21 protein-coding genes are annotated in these 21,395 nt (G+C 66.5%); 14 read left to right on the forward strand and 7 right to left on the reverse strand.

Features of this window, described 5'->3' with window-relative positions; translation table 11 throughout:
• The first annotated feature begins 161 nt into the window (after positions 1 to 161).
• From D7Y21_RS13565 to D7Y21_RS13605, 9 genes are all read left to right on the forward strand, one after another.
• Entirely contained in the window at positions 162 to 1,805 is a 1,644-nt protein-coding gene (locus D7Y21_RS13565; RefSeq protein WP_147469272.1) for a LamG-like jellyroll fold domain-containing protein, read from the forward strand.
• Positions 1,806 to 1,968: 163 nt separating this feature from the next.
• Entirely contained in the window at positions 1,969 to 3,348 is a 1,380-nt protein-coding gene (locus D7Y21_RS13570; RefSeq protein ID WP_233612088.1) for an FAD-binding protein, read from the forward strand.
• A 1-nt stretch (position 3,349) separates the two neighbouring features.
• Entirely contained in the window at positions 3,350 to 4,345 is a 996-nt protein-coding gene (locus D7Y21_RS13575) for a DUF1552 domain-containing protein (RefSeq protein ID WP_233612089.1), read from the forward strand.
• A 134-nt stretch (positions 4,346 to 4,479) separates the two neighbouring features.
• Complete coding sequence (locus tag D7Y21_RS13580; protein WP_121713592.1) at positions 4,480 to 5,100, forward strand: hypothetical protein; 621 nt, start codon at positions 4,480 to 4,482, stop codon at positions 5,098 to 5,100.
• 62 nt (positions 5,101 to 5,162) lie between these two features.
• Positions 5,163 to 6,803: a hypothetical protein gene (locus D7Y21_RS13585; RefSeq protein WP_121713594.1), complete on the forward strand. Its 1,641-nt coding sequence runs from the start codon at positions 5,163 to 5,165 to the stop codon at positions 6,801 to 6,803.
• 2 nt (positions 6,804 to 6,805) lie between these two features.
• Positions 6,806 to 7,858 carry an alpha/beta fold hydrolase gene (locus D7Y21_RS13590; RefSeq protein ID WP_121713596.1) on the forward strand — a complete coding sequence of 351 codons (1,053 nt, stop codon included), beginning with the start codon at positions 6,806 to 6,808 and terminating at the stop codon, positions 7,856 to 7,858.
• Positions 7,859 to 7,907: 49 nt separating this feature from the next.
• Positions 7,908 to 9,791, forward strand: coding sequence for a PHB depolymerase family esterase (locus D7Y21_RS13595; protein WP_121713598.1), 1,884 nt, complete (start codon positions 7,908 to 7,910; stop codon positions 9,789 to 9,791).
• A 265-nt stretch (positions 9,792 to 10,056) separates the two neighbouring features.
• Positions 10,057 to 10,587, forward strand: coding sequence for a hypothetical protein (locus tag D7Y21_RS13600; protein WP_147469273.1), 531 nt, complete (start codon positions 10,057 to 10,059; stop codon positions 10,585 to 10,587).
• Between the two features lie 163 nt (positions 10,588 to 10,750).
• Positions 10,751 to 11,392, forward strand: coding sequence for a glutathione S-transferase family protein (locus D7Y21_RS13605; RefSeq protein WP_121713600.1), 642 nt, complete (start codon positions 10,751 to 10,753; stop codon positions 11,390 to 11,392).
• A gap of 8 nt (positions 11,393 to 11,400) precedes the next feature.
• Here the strand turns inward: D7Y21_RS13605 and D7Y21_RS13610 are convergent, their stop codons facing one another.
• Positions 11,401 to 11,697, reverse strand: coding sequence for a hypothetical protein (locus D7Y21_RS13610; protein ID WP_121713602.1), 297 nt, complete (start codon positions 11,695 to 11,697; stop codon positions 11,401 to 11,403).
• On the opposite strand from D7Y21_RS13610, the gene D7Y21_RS13615 reads away from it, so the two are divergent.
• Entirely contained in the window at positions 11,696 to 12,556 is an 861-nt protein-coding gene (locus tag D7Y21_RS13615; RefSeq protein ID WP_121713604.1) for a hypothetical protein, read from the forward strand. The genes D7Y21_RS13610 and D7Y21_RS13615 overlap by 2 nt on opposite strands.
• The gene (locus D7Y21_RS13620) at positions 12,547 to 13,011 is read left to right on the forward strand and encodes a hypothetical protein (RefSeq protein WP_121713607.1); all 465 of its coding nucleotides are present in this window, start codon (positions 12,547 to 12,549) and stop codon (positions 13,009 to 13,011) included. Before D7Y21_RS13615 ends, D7Y21_RS13620 begins: the two co-directional genes overlap by 10 nt.
• Positions 13,012 to 13,156: 145 nt before the next feature.
• Here the strand turns inward: D7Y21_RS13620 and D7Y21_RS13625 are convergent, their stop codons facing one another.
• Together D7Y21_RS13625 and D7Y21_RS13630 are read right to left on the reverse strand one after the other, a co-directional pair.
• The gene (locus D7Y21_RS13625) at positions 13,157 to 14,233 is read right to left on the reverse strand and encodes a hypothetical protein (RefSeq protein ID WP_121713608.1); all 1,077 of its coding nucleotides are present in this window, start codon (positions 14,231 to 14,233) and stop codon (positions 13,157 to 13,159) included.
• A 121-nt stretch (positions 14,234 to 14,354) separates the two neighbouring features.
• Positions 14,355 to 15,617: a DUF4114 domain-containing protein gene (locus D7Y21_RS13630; protein ID WP_158627285.1), complete on the reverse strand. Its 1,263-nt coding sequence runs from the start codon at positions 15,615 to 15,617 to the stop codon at positions 14,355 to 14,357.
• A 660-nt stretch (positions 15,618 to 16,277) separates the two neighbouring features.
• Between D7Y21_RS13630 and D7Y21_RS13640 the strand changes: the two genes are divergently transcribed.
• Positions 16,278 to 16,673, forward strand: a complete 396-nt coding sequence (locus D7Y21_RS13640) for a hypothetical protein (protein ID WP_147469274.1) — start codon at positions 16,278 to 16,280, stop codon at positions 16,671 to 16,673.
• A gap of 88 nt (positions 16,674 to 16,761) precedes the next feature.
• On the opposite strand, the gene D7Y21_RS13645 is transcribed toward D7Y21_RS13640, so the two are convergent.
• The gene (locus tag D7Y21_RS13645) at positions 16,762 to 17,052 is read right to left on the reverse strand and encodes a hypothetical protein (protein WP_121713614.1); all 291 of its coding nucleotides are present in this window, start codon (positions 17,050 to 17,052) and stop codon (positions 16,762 to 16,764) included.
• A gap of 520 nt (positions 17,053 to 17,572) precedes the next feature.
• Between D7Y21_RS13645 and D7Y21_RS13650 the strand changes: the two genes are divergently transcribed.
• Complete coding sequence (locus D7Y21_RS13650) at positions 17,573 to 18,214, forward strand: glutathione S-transferase family protein (protein WP_121713616.1); 642 nt, start codon at positions 17,573 to 17,575, stop codon at positions 18,212 to 18,214.
• Between the two features lie 145 nt (positions 18,215 to 18,359).
• Here D7Y21_RS13650 and D7Y21_RS13655 read toward each other — a convergent pair whose 3' ends face one another.
• Positions 18,360 to 19,133 (reverse strand): DNA/RNA non-specific endonuclease, encoded by a 774-nt coding sequence (locus D7Y21_RS13655; protein WP_120564367.1) that lies wholly within the window; start codon positions 19,131 to 19,133, stop codon positions 18,360 to 18,362.
• A gap of 391 nt (positions 19,134 to 19,524) precedes the next feature.
• Between D7Y21_RS13655 and D7Y21_RS13660 the strand changes: the two genes are divergently transcribed.
• On the forward strand, positions 19,525 to 19,854 hold the full coding sequence (locus D7Y21_RS13660) for a hypothetical protein (protein ID WP_120564366.1): 330 nt from the start codon (positions 19,525 to 19,527) through the stop codon (positions 19,852 to 19,854).
• Between the two features lie 367 nt (positions 19,855 to 20,221).
• Here D7Y21_RS13660 and D7Y21_RS13665 read toward each other — a convergent pair whose 3' ends face one another.
• The gene (locus tag D7Y21_RS13665; RefSeq protein WP_199735415.1) at positions 20,222 to 20,722 is read right to left on the reverse strand and encodes a hypothetical protein; all 501 of its coding nucleotides are present in this window, start codon (positions 20,720 to 20,722) and stop codon (positions 20,222 to 20,224) included.
• A gap of 20 nt (positions 20,723 to 20,742) precedes the next feature.
• Entirely contained in the window at positions 20,743 to 21,180 is a 438-nt protein-coding gene (locus D7Y21_RS13670; protein WP_121713618.1) for a hypothetical protein, read from the reverse strand.
• Between the last annotated feature and the right edge of the window lie 215 nt (positions 21,181 to 21,395).

The raw sequence follows: 21,395 nt of genomic DNA on the forward strand, positions 1-21,395 counted from the left end.
TGTATCGATGGTCTTCGAGTGCTTGTCAGTTGGTGGTTCGAGGACGTTGGCCATCCGCGTGTTGCGCACCGAGCAGTGGGGAGCACGGAATGGTGTCGTTCATTCCATGGGAGGGACGGTCCATTCCGGGCTCCATTCCGCCCCTTGGAGGGAGACACTCGATGCGAAGCCGTCCTGGTGCGCTGTGGTCGTGGGGACTGGGCGTGACACTGGCCTTGTCGCTGGGGGCGTGTGCTGTGGAGTCCCTGGAGGAGCAGGTCCGTCCTCCGGAGGATGGGGTGTCGCAAGAGAGCGACGAGGCGTTGACGCGTGAGCGTCCGGAAGCATCGTTGACGTGGGACCCGTATGCGGACGCGGTGGTGTCGAGCACCACGGCGGCGGTGCTCAACGCGAGCGCGGCGCTGGGCGCTCCGGACGGGCAGGCAGCGACCATGCTGAGCTTGCTCAATTCGGCGCTGGTCCTGGACCTGGGCCAGGGCGAGGAGGGCACCGGAGACCTGCGCGTCTACTACCAGGGCCTCACGTTGGCCCTGGTGGCGCAGGTGGACTTCCTGAAGGCGGATGGGACCTTCATCGGCTCCAGCACGTTGCACCTGAAGGAACTGGGCCTGGGGACGCATATCGCGGTGGCGACGTACCCGGGGAACGTGCCCTATCGCTACGTGCGCCTGAGGGGCGCGGTGCTCGCGCTCTACCTGGTGGACGCGGTGGAAACGTCGCTGCGGCCCCTCTGTGGTGATGGGGTGCTGGGCGGCTTCGAAGTCTGTGACGACGACAATCAACTCTCTGGAGACGGCTGCAACAGCGTCTGTGAGGTGGAGCCGGGCTACACCTGCACGGGACAGCCGAGCGTCTGCACCGACATCGACGAGTGCGCCGACGGGACGGCGAACTGCCAGCCGGGTGAAATCTGCGTCAACACGCCCGGGAGCTACACCTGCGAGCCCGACCTCTGCGCGGGGGTGGTCTGCGCGCCTCTCGACGCGTGCCACATCGCAGGCACCTGTAATCCATTGACTGGGCAGTGCTCCAATCCGGCGGCCCCCAATGGAACGGCGTGCAGCGACGGCAACGCCTGCACCCAGCCGGACACCTGTCAGGAGGGGGTCTGCACCGGTGGCCCGCTCGCCGGCGATACGCTCGGCAACCTCGCCCACCAATGGACCTTCGACGAGGCCAGCGGCAGTACGGCCCTGGACTCGGCGGGCACGTCGAACGGAACGCTGGGAAGCTCGGCGTCGCGGACGGTCAGCTTCGACGGCTCCGGCGCCATCACTCTCACCCCCACCCAACAGTGCGACCTCAACGCCCACGTCGACTTCGGCCTCGCGCCCGGGCAATTCGGAACGGACGCCTTCACCGTGAGCTATTGGCTGAAGACGACCTTCAACGACGCCAGCACCGGAGACCTCATCGGAAACCGGGTGGATGGGAGTGCGGGCAACTTCCTCTCGGCAAGGCTCAATGGCAACAGCGGGACATCGCTCGAGATCTACGAGGACGAGTCAGGCACCAACGGAGCAGGCACCGGCGCCTCTCCGACGTCGCTCAACGATGGCAGCTGGCACCACGTCGCCTATACCCGCAGTGGCACGTCGCTCAAGATGTACATTGACGGAGTGCTGGTCGGCTCTGGGACCAGCGCCGCGCCGACGAACCTCACGGGCGCCAATTCGTTCCGTATCGGCCGCAGGCTGCCGGACTGCATGGACGGCTTCTCCAGCATTCCGGCCTCGTTCGACGAGGTGCGGACCTACAGCCGCGAGCTCACGGCCTGCGACATCGCCTTGCTGAACACGCACTAGCAACCAGGGCCGCGCCCCGGCGACGGTCGAGCCGGGGCGCGTTCGTCCATCGGAGAGCATAGGATGGACGTCTCCGACGTAGAAGGAGGAGTGAATGTCGAGTCGAGCCGTCTCCCGGAGGTCGTTGCTCCAAGGTGCGTTGGTGGCAGTGGCATTCAATCCCATGAGCCGGAGTTGGGCCTCCACGCTGGAGGCTGGCGCAGTCCCCCTGCCGCCACTCGATGGCGAGTTGCTGATGGACACGGCGTCGCGGACCGCGGCCGCGGAGGACTTCGGTCACATCCTCCACCGCACGCCGTGGGCGGTGCTCGTTCCCGGCTCGGTGGAGGACATCGTGGCCATGGTCCGCTTCGCGCGGCGCCAGGGCATGAAGATCGCCGCCGCTCGGGGCCTCGGTGAGAGCCACAGCACCTTCGGCCAGTCCCAGGTGACGGCGGGCATTGTCATCGACATGTCCACGCTGTCGACCCTCCACGAGGTTGGCGATGACAGCGCCTGGGTGGATGCGGGCGTCCGGTGGCACGAACTGCTCCAGGCCTCGCTTCCCCGCGGCAAGAGCCCGCCGGTGCTCACCGACTACATCGAGCTGAGCATCGGTGGAACGCTGTCGGCGGGAGGCATCGGCGGACAGGCGTTTCGCTGGGGCCTCCAGGTGGACAACGTCCTGGAAATGGACGTCGTCACGGGTCGGGGTGAACTCGTGCGGTGCTCGCGCACGCGTGAGCGGCCCCTGTTCGACGCCGTGCGCTCGGGCCTGGGCCAGTTCGGCATCATCGTGCGAGCACGGGTGCGGCTCGTCGAAGTGCCGCCCCGCGCTCGGACGTACATCGCGCTGTACGACGACCTCCACCGCTTCATGGAGGACCAGCGGCGGCTCATCGAGGACGGTCGCTTCGACTACGTCGAGGGCTCCGCCGTCGCCTCCAACGGAGGTCGGGCGTATCAGCTCGAGGTGGTGAAGTACTTCACCCCGGGCTCGGAGCCGCACGATGCGAGACTGCTCGCGGGCCTGGGCTTCCAGCCGGGAACACTCCAGGTGAGCGACGGCAGCTACTTCGACTTCGCCAACCGGCTCGCGCCGCTGGTCGAGTTGCTCAAGCAACTCGGCGTCTGGGGTTTCCCCCATCCGTGGCTGGATATGTTCGTCCCCGCCCGGTCCGCCGAGTCCTTCGTCCAGGAGGTCCTCTCGCAGACCACCGAGGCAGACATGGGACAGGGGCCCATCCTCCTCTACCCCTTCCGCTCCTCGGAGCTGACCACGCCCTTCCTGCGCACTCCCAACGACAGACACGTCTTCCTCTTCTCGCTGCTGCGCACCGCCATTCCACCGACGCCGGAGAACGTTGCATCCCTTGTGAGGAAGAACCGCGCCATCTTCGACCGGCTCACGGCCATTGGCGGGAAGATCTATCCCGTGGATGCCGTGCCATTGAGCCCCGCTGACTGGCGCCGCCACTTCCACCCCGCGTGGGAGCGGTTCGAGCACGCGAAGCGGCGCTACGACCCGGACCGCGTCCTCACGCCGGGACAGGGCATCTTCTGATATCAGCGGCACCGAGAGCTCACTCGCCCTCTTTGACACCTTGCTGGCCGGCACCAGCAGCCCCGGCACCGCCCGGGCCCCCGTGGTGGACAAGGTCCTCGAAAGCTACCGGCGGCTGCGCAACGGCAACGGCCGGCTCTCGGCCGAGGACAGGATGCGGCTGGACCAGCACATCGACGCGGTCGCGGAGCTGCAGCGCCGACTGGAGACCACCAGCGCCGGCTGCGAGGTGCCGCCCCGTCCCACCACCGACAACCTGTCGCTGCGAAACTCCGGTTCCTTCGCGGGAGACCCCGCGAAGAACGTCGAGTACTTCCGGCTCGTCAACGAGGTGCTCGCCGTGGCGATGAACTGCGGCGTCTGTCGCATCGCCACCTTCAGCATCGACGAGAACAACCAGAACCTGACGTTCACCCTCCGCGCGCCTCAGGGGGAAGACTGGCACAACAACGTCGTTCATCCAGCGACCGTGGCCGGGGCGAACCAGGACCTGGTGGTCCAGTTCAACCAGGTCTTCTTCTCGCAAGTGTTCCTCGACCTCGCCTCCCGCTTCGAGCGGTTCTCGAACGGCGCGGGGGGAACCCTGCTGGATGATTCGCTGCTCGCGTGGGGGCAGGAGAACGGCAACACGCCCCACTTCTCCTTCTCCGTCCCGGTCGTGACCGCCGGGAGCGCGGGGGGCGCCCTCAAGACGGGCAGCTACTGCGACTACCGGAACATCACGCGCAAGGTGAGCGGCGACTCGAGCACGGGCAGCGAGGGCAACTTCCTGTGGTCGGGCCTCCTCTACAACCAGTGGCTCGGCACGGCGCTCCAGGCGATGGGCATTCCGAAAGCGGAATGGAGCGAACCCGACCACCCCGGCTACGGCTGGAAGGCGTCGTACCAGTCGACCTACGAGTACTTCTTCACGAACCAGGGCTTCACCTCGGCACAGGCCTATCCGGCGTCGATGTGGCAGAAGACCGGAGAGCTGCTGCCGTTCCTCGCGCCCTGACCGGCTGATGAGGCGTCCTGACGCATCAGGCCATCGCCTGTCTTTTGACAAGGCCGTCAGGCGGGTGCTACCCGTAGCTGAAACATGAATCGGGCTTCACCTTCCCCCGTGCGCCCGAACGAGGAGTCACCCCCATGAAGAAGACGCTGTCGTCCGCGATGCTGCTGTGCGCGTTGGGCCTCACGGGTTGTGGGGAGGAGACGACGCAGGAGCCCGTGGACAGCGCGCCCAAGCTGGACAGCCAGTCGAACATCCTGGCCTTCCTGGAGGGCAAGACGCTGGTGATGGAGGGGGACAACATCCCCAGCCACCCGCTGTCGCTGGACGAGGACATCAACTGGGGCTCGGCCAGCCAGTGCTTCCAGAAGGTGTCCATTGGCGTGGGCGGCAACAACTTCCACGTCACCAGCACCCCCGGCACCATCCTCAACTCCGCTGGCGTCGGCCAGGCCGGCAGCACGTGTGATCACGCCGCCGCGCAGAACGCGCTGGTGTTCGACTCCAAGGCGGTCACGCTCTCCAACATCACCGCGGGCGGCAGCTGCTTCGAGATCCTGGTGGACTACGGCAGCTTCAAGCAGGAAGGCCGCGTGAGCATCTCCTCGGACAAGAAGAAGATCTCCATGGAGCTCTACTTCGAGGCGAAGGCCACGGGTTGGCGCTGCGCCGACGGCGCGGTGGGCGCCAAGACGGTCAGCACCTCCGGTGTGGCCTTCACCGGCAACGCGGTGCAGGTCTACGACATCAGCGGCTAGTCGCACGGCGGACGGTGGGCGCGAACCGCCCTCACGGCAATCCATCAGGGTGAGGTGTCTATATGTCGGGAGGGTGGTTGGGCGCGGCGCGCCTGGGCGCGGTGGCGCTCGTGCTTGGGCTGGCGCTGCCGGCGGCGGGGCAGAGCCCCACGGTGCCGGGCCTGTATTACGGCGACTGGTTGGATGAGAAGGACCGCGAGGAGGACGCGAAGCCTCGCGAGTTCGTCCTCATCAACTACTTCTTCACCCGGCTGTCGGTGACCAACAGCGTGGGCGACCCCGCGGGCCTCAAGGGCGTGTCGCTGGGGCCCATCGGCTCGCTGTCCGGCAGCTCCGTCCGCGTGGAGCCGGGGCGTTCGGCGTTCTACGTGGAGCAGCGCTGGATCCCCGTGCTGGAGTACAGCCCGTCCTTCGCGGACGGGCTGGCGTCCTTCCGCGCCCAGTTCGAGGTGGACTACCTCTGGGGCCGCGCCGCCAATGCCTCGCAGCAGAACGAGGGCGGCGGCTTCAACGCGGACCAGGTCAACCTCCAGACGAAGAACGTCAACGTCGCCGTCTACCCCACGCGCAACCCGGCCCGGCTCACGCTGCTCATCGGCACGCAGCCGGTCTACGACTCCATCTTCGACCCGACGCGCTCGCCGCTCAACGACATCGTCCGCACGGGTTACAAGCTGGCGTTCATTGGCAGCGACGCCACGGGCCTGTCGCTCTACAGCAACTACAAGGGGCTCTCCAAACTGAGCCTCCTGCCTCTGGGCAGCGCCCAGGCGGACAAGGCGACGCGGGACGACCCGCGCCTGAAGTTCGTCTACCTGCTCACCGCGGACTACGCCTACCCCGTGCAGCCCGGGACGAACATCGGCCTGTCCGCCTGGTACCTGCGCGATGACACGAAGGGGGACGCGTATGCCTTCGAAGGCATCGTGAAGAGCGGGCCTTCGTCCACGGGCCTCTACCCGTTCGTCGGCACCCCGCGCTTCAACATCGAGCGGCCCACGGGCAACGTCTTCTGGTTGGGCGCGAACTTCCACCACAACATCGACTTCCGCGCGGGGCGCCTCGCCGCTTCCGGATTCGTCATGTACAACGGTGGCAGCTACACGAGCGACCGCGCGGACACCACGTTCAACAAGAAGGTGGACATCTCCGGCCTGTCCGCGAACCTGGAGGTGCTCTACCAGTGGGGCCGCGGCCCGGCGGACCTGGTCACGCTGGAGGGCATGTTCACCACCGGCGACAGCAACCTGGATGACGGCCGCTACACGGGCGCCTTCACGCTCAACCAGTACGGCCTGCCCGGCTCGGTGTGGTTCAACCACAAGATGCTGCTGCTGTTCCCCTTCACCAGCACCGTGAACAACTACACGGGCGCGGTGACGGACATCTCCAACCAGGGCTACGGCCTGCGCACCGGCATCGCGAGCGCGGCGTGGGACATCATCCCCAACACGCTCAACCTCAAGCTGGCCACGGGCCTGGCCAACTCGGGGGCGAGCCCGCCGCGCTGGGACCCGGCCGTGCGGCGGGGGCGGTTCATTGGCGCCGAGGTGAACGCGGAGGTGCGTTACACCATCCGCTACCTCATGACGGTGGGCCTGCACGCCGGCTACCTGTTCCGCGGCGCCTTCTATGACGGCTCCACGACGGTGAAGAACAACCCCTTCGCCGCCTTCACCACCTTCACCTGGTACGCGTTCTGACCATGAGCCCCTTCCGCGCCCTCAAGGTCCTGCTGCTCGTGGCGGGGCTGGGTTCCTCCACCGGCTGCGTGCGCTCGTACGCCAGCGCGCCGCCGCTGGCGTTCCAGGACCTGGACTACGCGTCGCCCGGGGCGAAGGAGCCCTGGCCGCTGAAGCGGGTGGCCCTGCCCGAGACGGCGGCCACCTACCGCATGGCGCGCGTGCCAGAGATGGCCTACGTGGAGCTGCCCGCCGCGCCCGGCGCGCGCACCGTGGTGCTCATCCATGGCCTGGGCAGCTACCTGAAGTTCTGGAGCGCGCAGCTCGACGCGCTCCAGCGTGCGGGGTACCACGTCGTCGCGGTGGACCTGCCCGGGTATGGCAAGTCCGACAAGCCCGGCTCCTTTCCGTACACCATGGAGGCCATGGCGGACGCGGTGCGTGAGCTGACGCGGAGCCTGGGCGTCGAGCATCCCATCCTGGTGGGCCACTCCATGGGAGGGCAGACGGCGCTGTCCTACGCCATCCGCTACCCGGACGAGCCTGCGGGGGTGGTGCTGGTGTCGCCCGCGGGCTTCGAGAAGTTCTCCCAGAAGGAGAAGGACTGGTTCGCGCGGGTGATGAGCACGGAGTTCATCAAGTCCGCACCCGAGTACGGCATCCGGGGCAGCGTGCGGCAGGCCAACTTCCAGCACTGGCGGCCGGAGCTGGAGTGGCTCATCGAGGAGCGCGTGCGGCTGGCGAAGTCACCCGAGTTCGACGCGTATGCCTATGCCAACGTGCGCTCGGTGCGGGGGCTCGCCAACGACGACTTCGTGCGCGACAACCTCCACCGCATCACCGCCCCCAGCATCATCATCTTCGGGGAAGCGGACCGCCTGATTCCCAACCCGTTCCTGCACGGTGGCTTCCCGCGGGACATCTTCGAATACGGCCACGCGCGCATCCCGGGCTCGAAGCTGGTGGGACTGGAAGGGTGTGGCCACACGGTGCAGCTCGACTGCCCGGTGCCGTTCAACGCGGCGCTGGAGGCGTTCCTCAAGAGCTTGCCGGCGGCCGGGGCACCCGAACCCTAGACGGACTCGGCCGCCCACCCTCCTCCCCCGTGGCGGCCAGGGAGGCACCATGCACGGTCGAGGCATTCGTCGTCTTGGGTGGTTCACGCACGTCCCCTGGTTTCGCGTCGCGGCGTTGGCCGTCGCGGCGACCGTGGGTTGCGGCCCGCTGGGAGCCGAAGCGCCGGACACCGGCGTCCCCCAGGTCGAGCAGGTGGAGCAGGGGCTGACGCAGGTGACGGGCTTCGGGTCCAACCCTGGCAACCTCCAGATGTTCCGGCAGGTGCCAGCGGGCATGCCGGCCAATGCACCGCTGGTGGTGGTGTTGCACGGGTGCACGCAGAATGCCGCGGGCGTGGAGCCTGGCGGGTGGACCGCAGCGTCGAACGTCTACAAGTTCTACGTCGTCTACGCGCAGCAGCCGAGCAGCAACAACCCCACCAGCTGCTTCAACTGGTTCGAGCCGGGAGACATCGCGCGCGGCGCGGGTGAGGCGCTGTCCATCAAGCAGATGGTGGACGCCATGAAGGCCGCCTATTCCATCGACCCGGCGCGGGTGTTCGTCACGGGTTTCTCCGCGGGAGGCTTCATGGTTCCCGCCATGTTGGCCACCTACCCGGACGTCTTCGCGGCGGGCGCCATCAACTCGGGCGGTCCGTACCGGTGCGCCAACTCCATGACCGAGGGCTTCAACTGCATGAGCCCCGGCGTCAGCAAGACACCCGCGGCGTGGGCGGACCTCGTGCGCAACGCCTACCCGGGCTACACGGGTCCCCGGCCGCGCGTCTCCATCTGGCATGGCACGAATGACTTCACGGTGAGGCCCGCCAACCTCACCGAGTCCATGAAGCAGTGGACCCAGGTGCACGGCATCGACCAGACACCGGACACGACGGACACCGTGGGGGGCTTCCCGCACAAGGTGTACCGGGACAGCGCGGGCACGGCGCTGGTGGAGACCTATGAGATCACCGGCATGGGTCACGCCGTCCCGGTGGATCCGCAGTACAGCTTTCCTGGGAGCAGCACCGCCTGTGGCGCGACGGGCGCGTACCAGTCCGACGTGAACCTCTGTGGTGTGTATCACCAGGCGCTCTTCTTCGGGCTCACGGAAGCCAGCACTCCGCCGGATGACACCACTGCGCCCACGGTGAACGTGACGGCGCCCGTCTCCGGCGCCACGGTGAGTGGCACCGTGACGGTGACCGCGAGCGCTTCCGACAATGTCGGCGTCACGCGGGTGGACTTCTACGTGGATGGGAACCTCGTGGGCACGGCCAGCACGGCGCCCCATGCGTTCAGCTGGGACAGCACGACGGTCGCCAACGGCTCGCATGTGCTGGGGGCCCGGGCGTTCGATGCGGCGGGGAACTCCGCGCTGGACGCGGACACGTCCGTCACGGTGAGCAACAGCGGGACGACGCCGACGATGGTCAGCTTCACCAGCATCGCGGCGGAGGATGGCTACGTGAAGGCGAACGCGGACGGGAGCGCGGCGGAGCTCGGGACGCTCACGGGCCTGGCGCTTGGACGGGGGGTGGATGGCAAGCACAACCGCTCCCTGCTGTCGTTCGACACGTCCAGCCTGCCGGACACCGCCAGCATCACCCAGGCGTTCCTGACGCTCTCCTATTCGTCCGGCTCCGGAGACCCCTGGGCCAGCCCCGCGGGCAACACGCTCGTCATCGACGTGGCCACGGGCACCTTCAACGCGGCCGCGACGGAGACGGGCGACTGGGCCGCTTCCGCGACCGCGAGCGCCGTGGCGGGCGTCGCGAAATTCACCGCGGGCACCGTCCGCTCCACGGACTTCGCGGGGGCGGGGACGTCCGCCGTCAACACGCGGGGCCGGACGCAGCTGCGCCTGCGCTTCGCCCAGAATCCCGCGGCGACGGCCTACCTCTTCGTGAAGGACGGCGCGAACGCCACGCTCACCGTCGTCTACACGCCGTAGCCCACGCCGCGCCGCCCCGGGGGACATCCGGGGCGGCATGCGCCCCCAACATCCCCCTCCAGCGAGGCCAAGAACCGAGCTGGACGCGATGAGTCGGCACCTCGAACCGACGCAAGCCTTCACCCCGGGTGAGGGCCCCTCTTGATTATCCATAAAAAACTGAATAACCTGAAAACGCCTACCCAGGCGTATGGGCAGGCATTGGGCTGGGGAGGCACATCGCGCCCCAGGTGAACCTGTCGTCACATGAAGGGGGAATGAATCAATGAAGCGATTTTTCGAGGGGGCGTCTTCAGCAGTGGTGGCATTGGCCGCGGTCACGATGCTCGCCGGCTGCGGCGCCGCGCCAGAAGAAGAGGGAGCGGAGTTCGACGTGGAGGTGGCGAAGTCGTCGCTCTCTTTCACGGGCTGGGTGGTCTACGACGCGGGGACGCGCTGTACCGTCGGTGGCAGCACCATGCACTGCTGTCCTACCGGCTACGCCATGATTGGCGCGCACCTCAGCAAGGACGTCTTCAAGTGCGCCCAACTCTCCTCCACGAGCGGCTCCCGCTTCCTGGATGCGGGCGGCAGGCGCAACGGGATGCATGCCTGTCCCTACGGCAGCGTCATGGTCGGCCTGCACGTCAGCAATGACTACCTGGCCTGCCAGTATCCCGGAACGAGCGTCGTCTCCGAGTATGTGGATGGGAGCCCCGGCACGAACGACTCCTATCCCATGCACGTGTGCGGGGCCGGCGGGTACGCGATGAGCGGCATCCACGTCAGCAACAACCTGTTCACCTGCGCCCGGTAGCACCGGGCACCGCGAGGACCGCTCGACGCGGAGCGGTCCTCGGCGGGATGAGAAGGAGTTCCTCTCCGTCCTGAAGCCGTGCCCCTGACAATACCTGACAGACCCTTGTCACACCGGGTGGATAGGACCTCCCCCTCCACCCGTGCCGTCCCGGAGGTCCGTCTTGAAGCTCTACTTCCACCCCCTGTCCGGAAACTCGCGCCGCGTGCTGCTCGTGGCCGCCCACCTCGACATTCCCCTCGAGCGCATCGTGGTGGACCTCACCATGGGCAAGCAGCGCGAGGCGTCGTACCTGGGCATCAACCCCAACGGGCGCGTCCCCGTCCTGGACGACGGCGGCTTCGTTCTCTGGGAGTCGCGCGCCATCATGGTGTACCTCGCCGAGAAGACCCCGGGGCAGACCCTGCTCCCGACGGACGCGCAGGGCCGCGCCGACGTCAACCGCTGGCTGTTCTGGTGCTCCTCCCACATGGCCCCGGCGAACACCGTGCTCGTCCTGGAGAACTTCGTGAAGCAGCGCACCGGCCGCGGGCCGCCGGACCCCGCCGAGGTCGCTCGCGGCGAGGCCCTCTTCGCGCAGACCGCTCCCGTGCTGGACTCGCACCTGGCGGGCAGGACGTGGGTCTCGCAGGAGCGCCTGACGCTCGCGGACCTCTCGCTCGCCGCGTCGTTCGCCCTCGCGGGCCCGGCGCGCCTGCCCCTCGAAGGCTACGCGAACCTCCGGGCCTGGCTGGGGCGCGTACAGGAGCTGGAGGCGTGGCAGCGCACCGCGCCCCCCATGCCGCCGCCGGCCGCCCGGAGCTGACGCGAACTTCAGGTCCTGGCGAGGAAGGCGTCCGCTTCACCGCCTTCGCACCTCCAATCGGAGTGCACCCCGATGAACCCGCAGGCGGGACAGAAGCACGCGACGTAGAGCCAGCGGACGTCCTGCGTCCCTTCGTACAGCGCCACGCCCGACACGATCTGGAATGCCACCGCGCCACAGAGGCACTCGCTGCGTTGGAGGTCCGCGGCGGTGGGCTGCGGTTCGCGGCCCCCCAGGTCATTGGGCGCCCGCAGCCGGTTTGCTAGAACCCACCGACGCCGCAGCCGCGCCAGGAGGCCACGCATGGAGGTCTACGACTCCGAAGGAGGGACGCATGACACCCGGAACTCCGCCGCCTTCATCCAGTGGATCGACACGCTCCACACCCAGCGCGCCGTCAGCGACCTGAAGATCATCTCCAACTTCTTCCTGGAGAAGGAGCTGGCGGTCCGGCCGACCTCCGACGTCGCCATCGCGGCGAGCAAGGTCCGGAGCGTCCTGGACAAGCTGACGCCGCACGCTCCAGCACTGGGTGGCTCCCCCGTCACCCAGCTGCCACGCGACCGGTGGTGGAAGCTCTTCATCGAGGGGCGCTACCACGGCAGCGGCAACAAGCACCGGGAGATGATCTTCGACCTGGAGCAGTCCCCGGGCTTCTACAACGCCATGATGAAGGCGTTCGACAAGTGGCTGAGCGCGCGCCCATCACCGGCGGACAAGGTGGACTTCAAGCGCTACCACGCCATGCACGCGGCGGTGACGAACTGCGTGTTCAAGCTCAATGACAAGGTTTCCGAGCGCGCCACCCGGCGCTTCATCCCGGTGCCCCACGAGCTCAGCCACTACACGAACTTCCCCATCGCGGTGACAGGACACGACATCTCCTGGGAGAGCCTCAAGGAGATGAACGACGACGGGGACATCGGGACCTACAAGACCCTGATGGCCAACCTGCACGCCCCCAAGGACGTGCTGGAGCACTGGGTGGAGCGGGACTGGGCCACATCCCTGCTCACCAGCAACATGAGCAACCAGCTGCTCTGGGGCACCGCCTACGAACAGCCCGAGGTCAAAAGGGCAAGGTCAACGGCCTCTTCGAGCGCTACCACCGCGAGCGCGACCAGGCGCAGCAGCAGTCCGCGAAGAAGGCCCGGGTGGAGCTGAAGCTGCGAGCCATCGTGCGGGCCATCCGGGCCTTGCACGTGGGGCACTTCTACGCGGACGCCAACGGGCGCCTCAACACCATGCTGCTCCTGAACTACCTGCTGCTCCAGGAGGGCTTCAACCCCGTCATCCTCCACGACACCGCCATCTTTGGCGGAGCCCTCCGGATGTACGACCTGGTCACCGCCGTCCGCGAAGGCATGGAGGCCTTCGAACAGGAGGTGGCGGAGTCGAAGAAGCCCCAGCTCTCCAGTCTCCGAGGGACGCAGGGCGCCCGCCGCTGCGCCATCTGCGACCGCCCCGCCCTCAAGGCCCTGGCGTGTGGCAAGTGCCGGGGCCCCGCCGGGTACGTCTGTGACGGCAGGCTGTGCCAGCCGGAGCTCTGGGCCCTCAAGCCCCACGAGCCCCGCAGTGTCATCCCCCTCATGAATTGCCTCTGCGAGGCGTGCGCCTGACACTCCTGCTGCAAACGCATGGGGCGAAGAGAAGGCCTGTTGAAGGTGGGGGCGGGTGCAGAGGTGCCGTGGAGGGACGCTGACGTTGAGGGAGCTCGCACCGCGGAGCCGCTCCTCGCCCGGCGTTCCCATTCCGAAGGCCAGCTCAATGCCTTGAGAGGATCTTGATCGAGAGCGTGTCCATGTCCGGATACACGCAGGTGAACCCGGTGAAGAAGCGATGGAATTTCTCGAAGCGATCGACCAGGGAGCTGCTCTCGAAGTGCCAGATGCCGTAGTTGGGATCAAAGAAGGAGAGGACGCCGTGGCCCTTCGAGGGCGTGCGGGAAAAGAACACGCCCATGTCATGCTTGGGGATGGAGATGATGACGAACGTATCCTCTTTCTTGAGCTCGTCCTTGTACTTGACCATGGCATCAACGATCAGCCGCGCTGCCTCATCCCGCTTCTCGACCCCATCCTTGTCCTCGCCGGGTTCGTAGCTCGCCCGGAGCCTGGCGGAGACAATCCGGTCCTTCCTGGAGAGGCGGTTGGCCTTTGTGGCCGATTTGGTGATCTTGCTCGCCACCAGTTGGAATGCGTAGACATCCCGCTGGCTGATTTCCGCCTCTTGCCAGATCCGCAGGCGCCCCATGCGGGCATTCAATTGCTTGAACGTGTAGCCGAGAGCCTCCGCGGCGAGTACGTATCGCGCCCGCTGTTGCGTCCCCGCATAGTCCTCCGGGTCGTATGAACGGTCCAGCGGGGATTTCAGCTCGCCTGTCTCGTTGGCGAAGTTCAAGTACGCGGGGAAGCCCCCCTTGGGGTACTTCGTCTTGAACTGTTCACGCACGGCCTCGTGTTTCTGTTTCGTCATGACCTTTGAGTAGGTCCGCTCCTGCTCCGGATTGCCCAGGCCCATGGCCATGAGCTGGTTCTGCATCCACGTGGCCATCTTGGCGTTTCGGCCCCGCACGTCCCTGGCGAAGAGCCAGGCATGGAAGTCGCTGGCGGGTTTCTCCTCGAACTTCATCCGCAGCCACATGAGCACCAGCCCGAAGCAGACGCCATCCTTGCTCAAGTCATTGGAAGAAGGGACGCCCGTGTTGAAGTCCTCGCAGCCCTGGCAGAAGCCGCACTCCAGCGTTCCGCCATGTCTGTTCGCGATCTTCGTGAGGTCATTGATGTAGCCGACTCGCTCTGGGACGCCTCTGTAACGGGTCTGATACAGCTTGTCGTACACGGGCACTCTCCACTGAGGGCAACCCCTCATGCTACCCACCAGCGACCTGCTCGGCGCACGAACCCATTCTGGGCGTTCGAGGCGTTGCACGACACGATTAGGAAATCACACGACGCCAGGCTCAGCGGACCGCGAAGCCCCAGGTGTAGGGCACGCCGCGATACTTGCAGGTGGCACCATCACTCCACGCCCAGGTGTAGTCGAGTCGCGCGCCAGCGCAGTACTCACCCGCGTAGTCAGCAAGGTGCCCCTGGGCTCCTCCCTGGCTATCGGAGTCACAGGCGTACTCCGGATAGACACCACCGTAGTAGCTGTAGTTGACGCAGCCCATCATGATCTGCGAGCCGGCTGGGCCATAGACCCCCTGCTTGAAGGCTGTTCCCGCCCCGCCGAAGAACATGTTCGTCTGAGTGTAGCTCCACGGCGCAGGGCTGTAGCTCTGGGCAAAGCTCTCCCCATAGGTGCGATTGAAGACCCTGACCTGACTGAAGGAAACACATGCCAGGTCCTTCGACCATTCACCGCCGCCCAGGACCCCACGCGTCTCGATGCCCATGTGCGTCTTCGCATCGGCCGCCTGCCATCCCGCCACCGTCCACCCGCCTCCGTCGGAGGTCATGTCGCAGTAATACGCGGACGCCTGGGTGCCGCATGGGTTCAGCGAATAGAGGCCACTGCCGAGGGAGGGACAGTATTGGCGCAATTCCTGGCAGGAATGGAGCTGCGCGGAAGGGGCCTCCGGGCAGGGCTTGTCCGGCAGGGTGGGTCCGCCCGTCTCCGTCCCGGCCACGGGATCACTCTGGACCGTGAAGACGACGTCGTTGAAGTCGTCGTCCACCTGCTCATGCGCACGGGAGAAGTCCTCGAAGCCCAGCACCCTGCGCTGCGCTTCCTGATGGTACGCGGACATGACGTGCCGCCGCTGGTTCTCGGCGGCCTCCGGGTTCAGCGCCTCCACGGTGTAATAGGTGGGCCTTCCCAGGTCGAACCGCTCGCCATCCCATCCATCCGCGACCAGGAAGAAGCCCAGCCGCGTCCCTGCGGAGAACTGGCCCAGGTGGACACGATCCCCAGCTTGAAGTTCCCCATTGGAGCCCCAGGCGGAGGCATTGGGGAAGATGACGACCTTCTCCACGTCCTCCACCGTCGTCGGCGGACTGCCGTCTGGATAGGTGAAATAGCCCAGCGTGTTGCGGAAGGTGGCGCCTTCGGACACGAAGGTCACCCAGACATCCGCGGTCGTCGTGACCAGGATGTTGGGATCGTTCGTGGGCGCGACGTAGTCCGGATGATGGACCGGGACCGACTGGTTCTCGGGCAGCGCGCTGGCGATGTCGGCCAGGAAGCTGACGGGCAGCGTTTCAGGCGTCGCGGCGGTGACCAAGGCCTGACGCCGGCTCAGGGTATCCGCCGGATGGAACGGTCGCGCCTCCGAGGGCTCGCAGCCCCCGGACAACATCGAGCAACAGCCAATCACAGCCCCAAACACAAGATAGTACGGATTGCGATGCATGGACATGCCTCCAGACAGCGACAAATCCAACAATCCATGAACCCAGTCAACAAATGTAAACTCCACCCACCCGAGTCAAGCCAGACATCAACTCTTCAGGCCGTGCCGGCGCAGGAGCCGATACAGGTATGCGCGGTCCATGTCCGCGGCGGCGGCGGCCTTGGACACATTGCCTCCGTGCAGCGTGAGGAGCGCTTCCACGGAGTCGTGCTCGAAGGACTCCAGCGCCCGGCGCCGGGACTCCGCGTAAGACGCTGGGCCAGATGACGGAGAGCGTCTTGCCGGAGCCCGTCTGCGGTTCGTGTCGTCCGACGAAACCCGGGCTCGCTCGACGCACATTTCCGGCTGCTCTATGTTGGGCATTCGATGAGGCGAAATCAGCCCGGCCGCAAGGCGACCTCGGCGCACCTGGAGGGGCTCGGGTCCTCGCTGATGCATACCGTCCGCGTCTGGCAGGTCGCTCCGGTCCACACCCGATGGACCGCCGTGCTACCCGTCCGGGCAGGACGCGAGGAGGAGGCGCGGCGGTGGGTGACCGAGGCGCTGGCGCGGAACCCGGACATGGGAGGGGGATCGCCGCGCAACGCAATAGGGCTGTTCGAGCCGGGGGCCGGCCGTCGTGGGCTGCGCTTCCTCCCGAGTGACAGCGCCCCGCGGCTGCCTGCTGCGCTCTACCTTGAGTTCATGCCAGCCGGCGCTGACATGGTGTACGCGCAGTACGAGCTGGCGCATCGCATCCTCGAGAGTGCCGCGCCGCTGCTCGAGGATGCGCGCTGGTACGCCATCCTGACGCAGTGCGAGGATATCCTCGACTGCTGGGAACTCGCGGCGGGTCGTCTGCGCTACGAGCGGCACCTGACGGAGGAAGAGCAGGCCCGAGAGATGCTGCAACAGCTCGAGCCATCGCTCCGGGGCTGTCTGGACTGACTGCGCAGTTCAGATGGGCTGAGGCACTCCGGCCAAGAAACCACGAGGCCCGGACGCGATGCCGGGCCTCGTGGACGTTCAAGACCGCTCAGCTCTCAGCCTGCTCCGCGCCCGGATGGTCGGCGTCGCAGACCGGCGCGGTGTCGTCGGCGCGCTGGCTCTGCTCGGAGGAGACCGAAGCGTTCTCCTGCGAAGGCTGCGCGGGCTGGAAGCAGTAGCCCGCCGCGCCACAGGTGGTGAGGCGGGTCCCCAGGAAACAGGGGTCGTCGCAAATACCCTCGCAGGTATCCCAGCACTGCAGCGGAAGAGCAAAGGCGGACGCGGGGGCCACGGCGAGGACAGCGGCAACGGCGAGAAGGGACTTCTTCAGCGCGTTCATCGGCACTCCTGGGTGTGGGAATGTGCCTGCGCGAAGGACAGGCACGCCTCGCAGCAGAAGCGCGTACCGGGAGACACTGACAGACACCCTACGCCAGAACTGTTTCTGACCTGACGCTTCCATCACCCCAAGATCCACCCCTGCAAGAGTCAATCGTGGCAACCCCTCGTATTCCATGCGCTTCAGCCGTCTGATTGCCGTTGCCACGCATCGGGCGAAGTGAAGGCCTGTTGAGGGTGGGGGCTGGAGCAGAGGTGCCGAGGCGGGACGCTGACGGGCGCCGCGAACTGTGCACCAGGCCGGTGGAGAAGCCGTGCAGCCCTCATTGGACACGCCCGCCACATCTGCCTCCGCTTGAGGACCCGGTGACGTGCGGAACGGGCTGGTGGTGGCGCACGGACAGACGGAGAAGAAGTTCCTCCACGTCCTGAAGCCGTGCCCCTGACGATACCTGACAGACCCTTGTCACCCGGGGTGGATAGGTCCTCCCCCTCCACCAACGCCGACCCGGAGGTCCGTCTTGAAGCTCTACTTCCACCCCCTGTCCGGAAACTCGCGCCGCGTGCTGCTCGTGGCCGCCCACCTCGACATTCCCCTTGAACGCATCGTGGTGGACCTCACCACGGGCAAGCAGCGCGAGGCGTCGTACCTGGGCATCAACCCCAACGGGCGCGTCCCCGTCCTGGACGACGGCGGCTTCGTTCTCTGGGAGTCGCGCGCCATCATGGTGTACCTCGCCGAGAAGACCCCGGGGCAGACCCTGCTCCCCACGGACGCGCAGGGCCGCGCCGACGTCAACCGCTGGCTGTTCTGGTGCTCGGCCCACATGGCCCCGGCGAACACCGTGCTCGTCCTGGAGAACTTCGTGAAGCAGCGCACCGGCCGCGGGCCGCCGGACCCCGCCGAGGTCGCTCGCGGCGAGGCCCTCTTCGCGCAGACCGCTCCCGTGCTGGACTCGCACCTGGCGGGCAGGACGTGGGTCTCGCAGGAGCGCCTGACGCTCGCGGACCTCTCGCTCGCCGCGTCGTTCGCCCTCGCGGGCCCGGCGCGCCTGCCCCTCGAAGGCTACGCGAACCTCCGGGCCTGGCTCGGGCGCGTGCAGGAGCTGGAGGCGTGGCAGCGCACCGCGCCCCCCATGCCGCCGCCGGCCGCCCGGAGCTGACGCGAACTTCAAGTCCTCGCGAGGAAGACGTCCGCGTCACCGCCTTCGCACTTCCAATCGGCGTACACCCCGATGAGCTCGCAGGCGGGACAGAAGCACGCGATGTAGAGCCAGCGGACGTCCTTCGTCCCTCCTCAGCGGCGCCTCAGTTGCAGCCCTGGCTCGACAGCCAGTTCACGCCGCGGGTCCGGTCGGTCGTGCCGTTCGTCCCGCCGCCGTCCGTGTTCGAGAAGGACATGGACACGGCGCTCCCCGTGGACTGGTTGGTGATCTGCATCGTCAGGTTGTTGGGGATGAGCGCGGTGGAGTTCGGGTAGTTCGCGCCGATGGAGTAGCGCAGCCGGCCGATCGGCAGGCTCCCGCACCCGGCCATCGCGTTCTCGAGCTGCAACCAGTTGCCACGGTTGAAGTTGGCATCCTGAGGCACCAGGTTCGCCCGCCCTCCCCAGCCCCCGAGCTGTGAGCCGATGAGGTGTCCTCCGTCGTAGTCGTTGCTGGGGTTCTCCGCGTCTCCCCACTGACCCACGTTCGTCTGACAGGAGTCGACGCGCGGCGCGGCGGTGATCCGCGGCAGATCCTTGTACGCCCGGTTCGGCCGGCCCACGCTGTCGATGAAGTAGTACTCGCCGTCGAAGCTGTGCCACTTGTTCCGGTCCGTCGACGGGAAGAGCTTCGGGCAGTCGCTGATCAAGGCCGCGGTGACGTCCCCGTGGGCGACGTACCCGACGCCGTAGGGCGTCAGCGCCTGCCGGATCTCCTCCTCCGTGTGGCTCTCGAAGAAGTCCATGAGGCCGCTCGGGCCACCGAAGTCCTGCTCGAGCTGAGAGGTGACGTCTTCTCCGCCCAGGTCCGTGACGCCGCAACCGCCGAGCAACAGACCCAACACCACCGCGACTGAGAGCTTGTTCAGGGTGCGCATTCTTCCGGCTCCTTTGAGCGGCCTTGATTACCAAGAAACCAAGAAAACACAAAAGAAAGGCGATAGGCGCTTTGTAGGATTTCTACAACAGTCCTGCAGCAACCTGTTTCAGCCGCGAACGCGTGATCTGGACGCCAATGGCCAAGGCCCGCAGGCAGCAATCATTGCCATGCAATGACTCGCGCAAGAGGACGCGGCTTTCGCCAGGTAGCGTGTTGCCCATTGCGAAGAGCGCCTGTGTGCGCTCGATCTCCAGCCAAACCTTTACGCAGCACTCCACGTCTTCTAATGTCGTGCACGCCCCGCTGTACGCGTGAGATTGGGACGGACAATGGTGCTCAAGACGCGGGAACCGGCAGGGCATGCCAAGCGACCCACGGAGGATTCATCCATGAAAGCCGGACATGTCGTAGCCATTGCCGCCCTGCTGGGCGGTCTCTGGAGTCAGCCCGCGTCAGCCCAGGACCCGGTGCTCACCTGCCAGGGAAGCAACTATTGCAGTGCCTATTCCGGCAGCATCGCCTACGACACGACCACCTGGGGCTTCGACTCCGGGTGGGCCGACCTGCTCCTGCCTGCGTACTGCGACGGTACGCTCTCGTGTCCTTTCTACTGTCCGACCAGCCCCGGCATGATCACCGTGACCGTGACGTTCTGGAGCGGGGGCCAGGTGGTGGCGACGGCGTCTTCGGACGCCCGCTGCACGCCTGAGCCGATCTGACGGACAAGAGGCTCCGAAGCACGCACGCCGCGAGTGGTTGTCAGTTCATCAATTACAACGGCGAGACCTCAACGGGCCCGCGCGTCCTGATGGACTTCCTGCGCAACGGAAGCTGCCAGTACGACCCTCCCCGGTTGGTGCTCGACTACCAGCCGCCGGACTCCGTTCGTGCGCTCCCCACCTGCGCCGCAACGCAAGACATCACAGCAGGAGCAGGCATTGGCCGCACGTGTGCCGCGGCCTTTGACCTCGCGATCGCCGAGGCGGAAGCGGACGCGGCCAACATGTGTCAGTTTGGCGTATGCCAGGCAACGGCGAGCCAGGATTACTGTGGCACCAGCGGCACGAGGAAGATCGCTCTGGCCTCCTATGAGTTTAGTTGCTTCGCGACCACCAATCTTTGTGGGTCCTGACAGGTTCGCGATGCCTTGCGTTGCTTGTCGCGGAGATAGACCGCCAGCACGCCGCCAAGGTACCGCCCCGTGCGACGATTAGCCGAGGCAGTTGCGAGGGGCAATGGACAAACGGGCGTTGGCTTCTCCCAGAAACCAGTCAGTTGCGGTATGCCATGAAAGACGTACTTCGGGTCATCAAGACGCATCTCCCAGTGACCACCGACAGCTTTCCGGAAGGTCTCGCCAATGTATCGAGCCAGGCCATCGACGAGGCGGCTCTCGGATGGAGGAAGCATCTCCTGGGTGCTTGCGTACTTGTTCAAGATCCAAGCTTCTAGGACATCAAGCGAACCGGGGGAGAAATCGAGGCGTGCCGCAACCTCAGAGGACAGACCGTCCAGGAATCTCTGAAGAGCGTCATCCATGTCTGCCAGCCAGCATTGGAAATCTTCACGTTCCTTTTCCATGCTCATCGCTTGTTCATCCCCGAGCCCTATACGGCGGGCCCGACGAGCGTGAACGGATCGGGGACGACGACGCGGATCGCCGCGGCGAGCTTGAGCTCGAGCCGCGACCGCTCGGTCTCCTCCATCCACCGCAAGGCGGAGTGCAGCCGCTGGTAGAGATGAATGAAGTAGAACGGTGACCGGCCATTGAAGTTCATACCGGGGAGGCGGCGACTCATCGTGTGAGCCTCGTCCCGCATGGGCTCGAAGAACGACATCTCGGTCGCCAGCTCGACGCACTTCTCCACTTCGCGTCGGGGCTGCACCGCGGCGAGCAGGAACAGCATCGCCACCGGATCGTCGCTCGCCAGCCAGGCGGCCGTGACCGTCATGGGATCGACGCCGAGGTCCTGCGGCGATGCCCAGTCGCGGGCGCGGCCGGACACCTCGGCCATCAGGTCGGTGAGCGTGCGCCGTGTCGTCATGCGACGATGATACGGCCCGGCGCGCGTTGAGTGCATCCTTCCGCCGTGCGTCACTCCCACGGTTCGCATGCAGGTGTGTACTGGCCTGCAAGGAGAATCCTCCCCAAGAACGCCCGCCAAGCAGGCGCCCACTCAATTCGTCAGGGGCGAAGCGCGCCCTTCAGTGCTAGTCCATACCGCCATGTCCGGCGACTCACCCGTCCCCTCCCCCGGCG

Origin of the sequence: Corallococcus sp. AB045, from assembly GCF_003668895.1 — a bacterium.
Lineage (GTDB): Bacteria > Myxococcota > Myxococcia > Myxococcales > Myxococcaceae > Corallococcus > Corallococcus coralloides.

Coding starts and splice junctions, on each gene's coding strand:
- D7Y21_RS13585 (WP_121713594.1), top strand. CDS start 5,163: ATGTCGGGAGGGTGGTTGGGCGCGGCGCGCCTGGGCGCGGTGGCGCTC.
- D7Y21_RS13665 (WP_199735415.1), bottom strand. CDS start 20,722: ATGAGCATGGAAAAGGAACGTGAAGATTTCCAATGCTGGCTGGCAGAC.
- D7Y21_RS13600 (WP_147469273.1), top strand. CDS start 10,057: ATGAAGCGATTTTTCGAGGGGGCGTCTTCAGCAGTGGTGGCATTGGCC.
- D7Y21_RS13570 (WP_233612088.1), top strand. CDS start 1,969: ATGAGCCGGAGTTGGGCCTCCACGCTGGAGGCTGGCGCAGTCCCCCTG.
- D7Y21_RS13655 (WP_120564367.1), bottom strand. CDS start 19,133: ATGCGCACCCTGAACAAGCTCTCAGTCGCGGTGGTGTTGGGTCTGTTG.
- D7Y21_RS13645 (WP_121713614.1), bottom strand. CDS start 17,052: ATGAACGCGCTGAAGAAGTCCCTTCTCGCCGTTGCCGCTGTCCTCGCC.
- D7Y21_RS13595 (WP_121713598.1), top strand. CDS start 7,908: ATGCACGGTCGAGGCATTCGTCGTCTTGGGTGGTTCACGCACGTCCCC.
- D7Y21_RS13670 (WP_121713618.1), bottom strand. CDS start 21,180: ATGACGACACGGCGCACGCTCACCGACCTGATGGCCGAGGTGTCCGGC.
- D7Y21_RS13590 (WP_121713596.1), top strand. CDS start 6,806: ATGAGCCCCTTCCGCGCCCTCAAGGTCCTGCTGCTCGTGGCGGGGCTG.
- D7Y21_RS13565 (WP_147469272.1), top strand. CDS start 162: ATGCGAAGCCGTCCTGGTGCGCTGTGGTCGTGGGGACTGGGCGTGACA.
- D7Y21_RS13610 (WP_121713602.1), bottom strand. CDS start 11,697: ATGCGTGGCCTCCTGGCGCGGCTGCGGCGTCGGTGGGTTCTAGCAAAC.
- D7Y21_RS13580 (WP_121713592.1), top strand. CDS start 4,480: ATGAAGAAGACGCTGTCGTCCGCGATGCTGCTGTGCGCGTTGGGCCTC.
- D7Y21_RS13660 (WP_120564366.1), top strand. CDS start 19,525: ATGAAAGCCGGACATGTCGTAGCCATTGCCGCCCTGCTGGGCGGTCTC.
- D7Y21_RS13615 (WP_121713604.1), top strand. CDS start 11,696: ATGGAGGTCTACGACTCCGAAGGAGGGACGCATGACACCCGGAACTCC.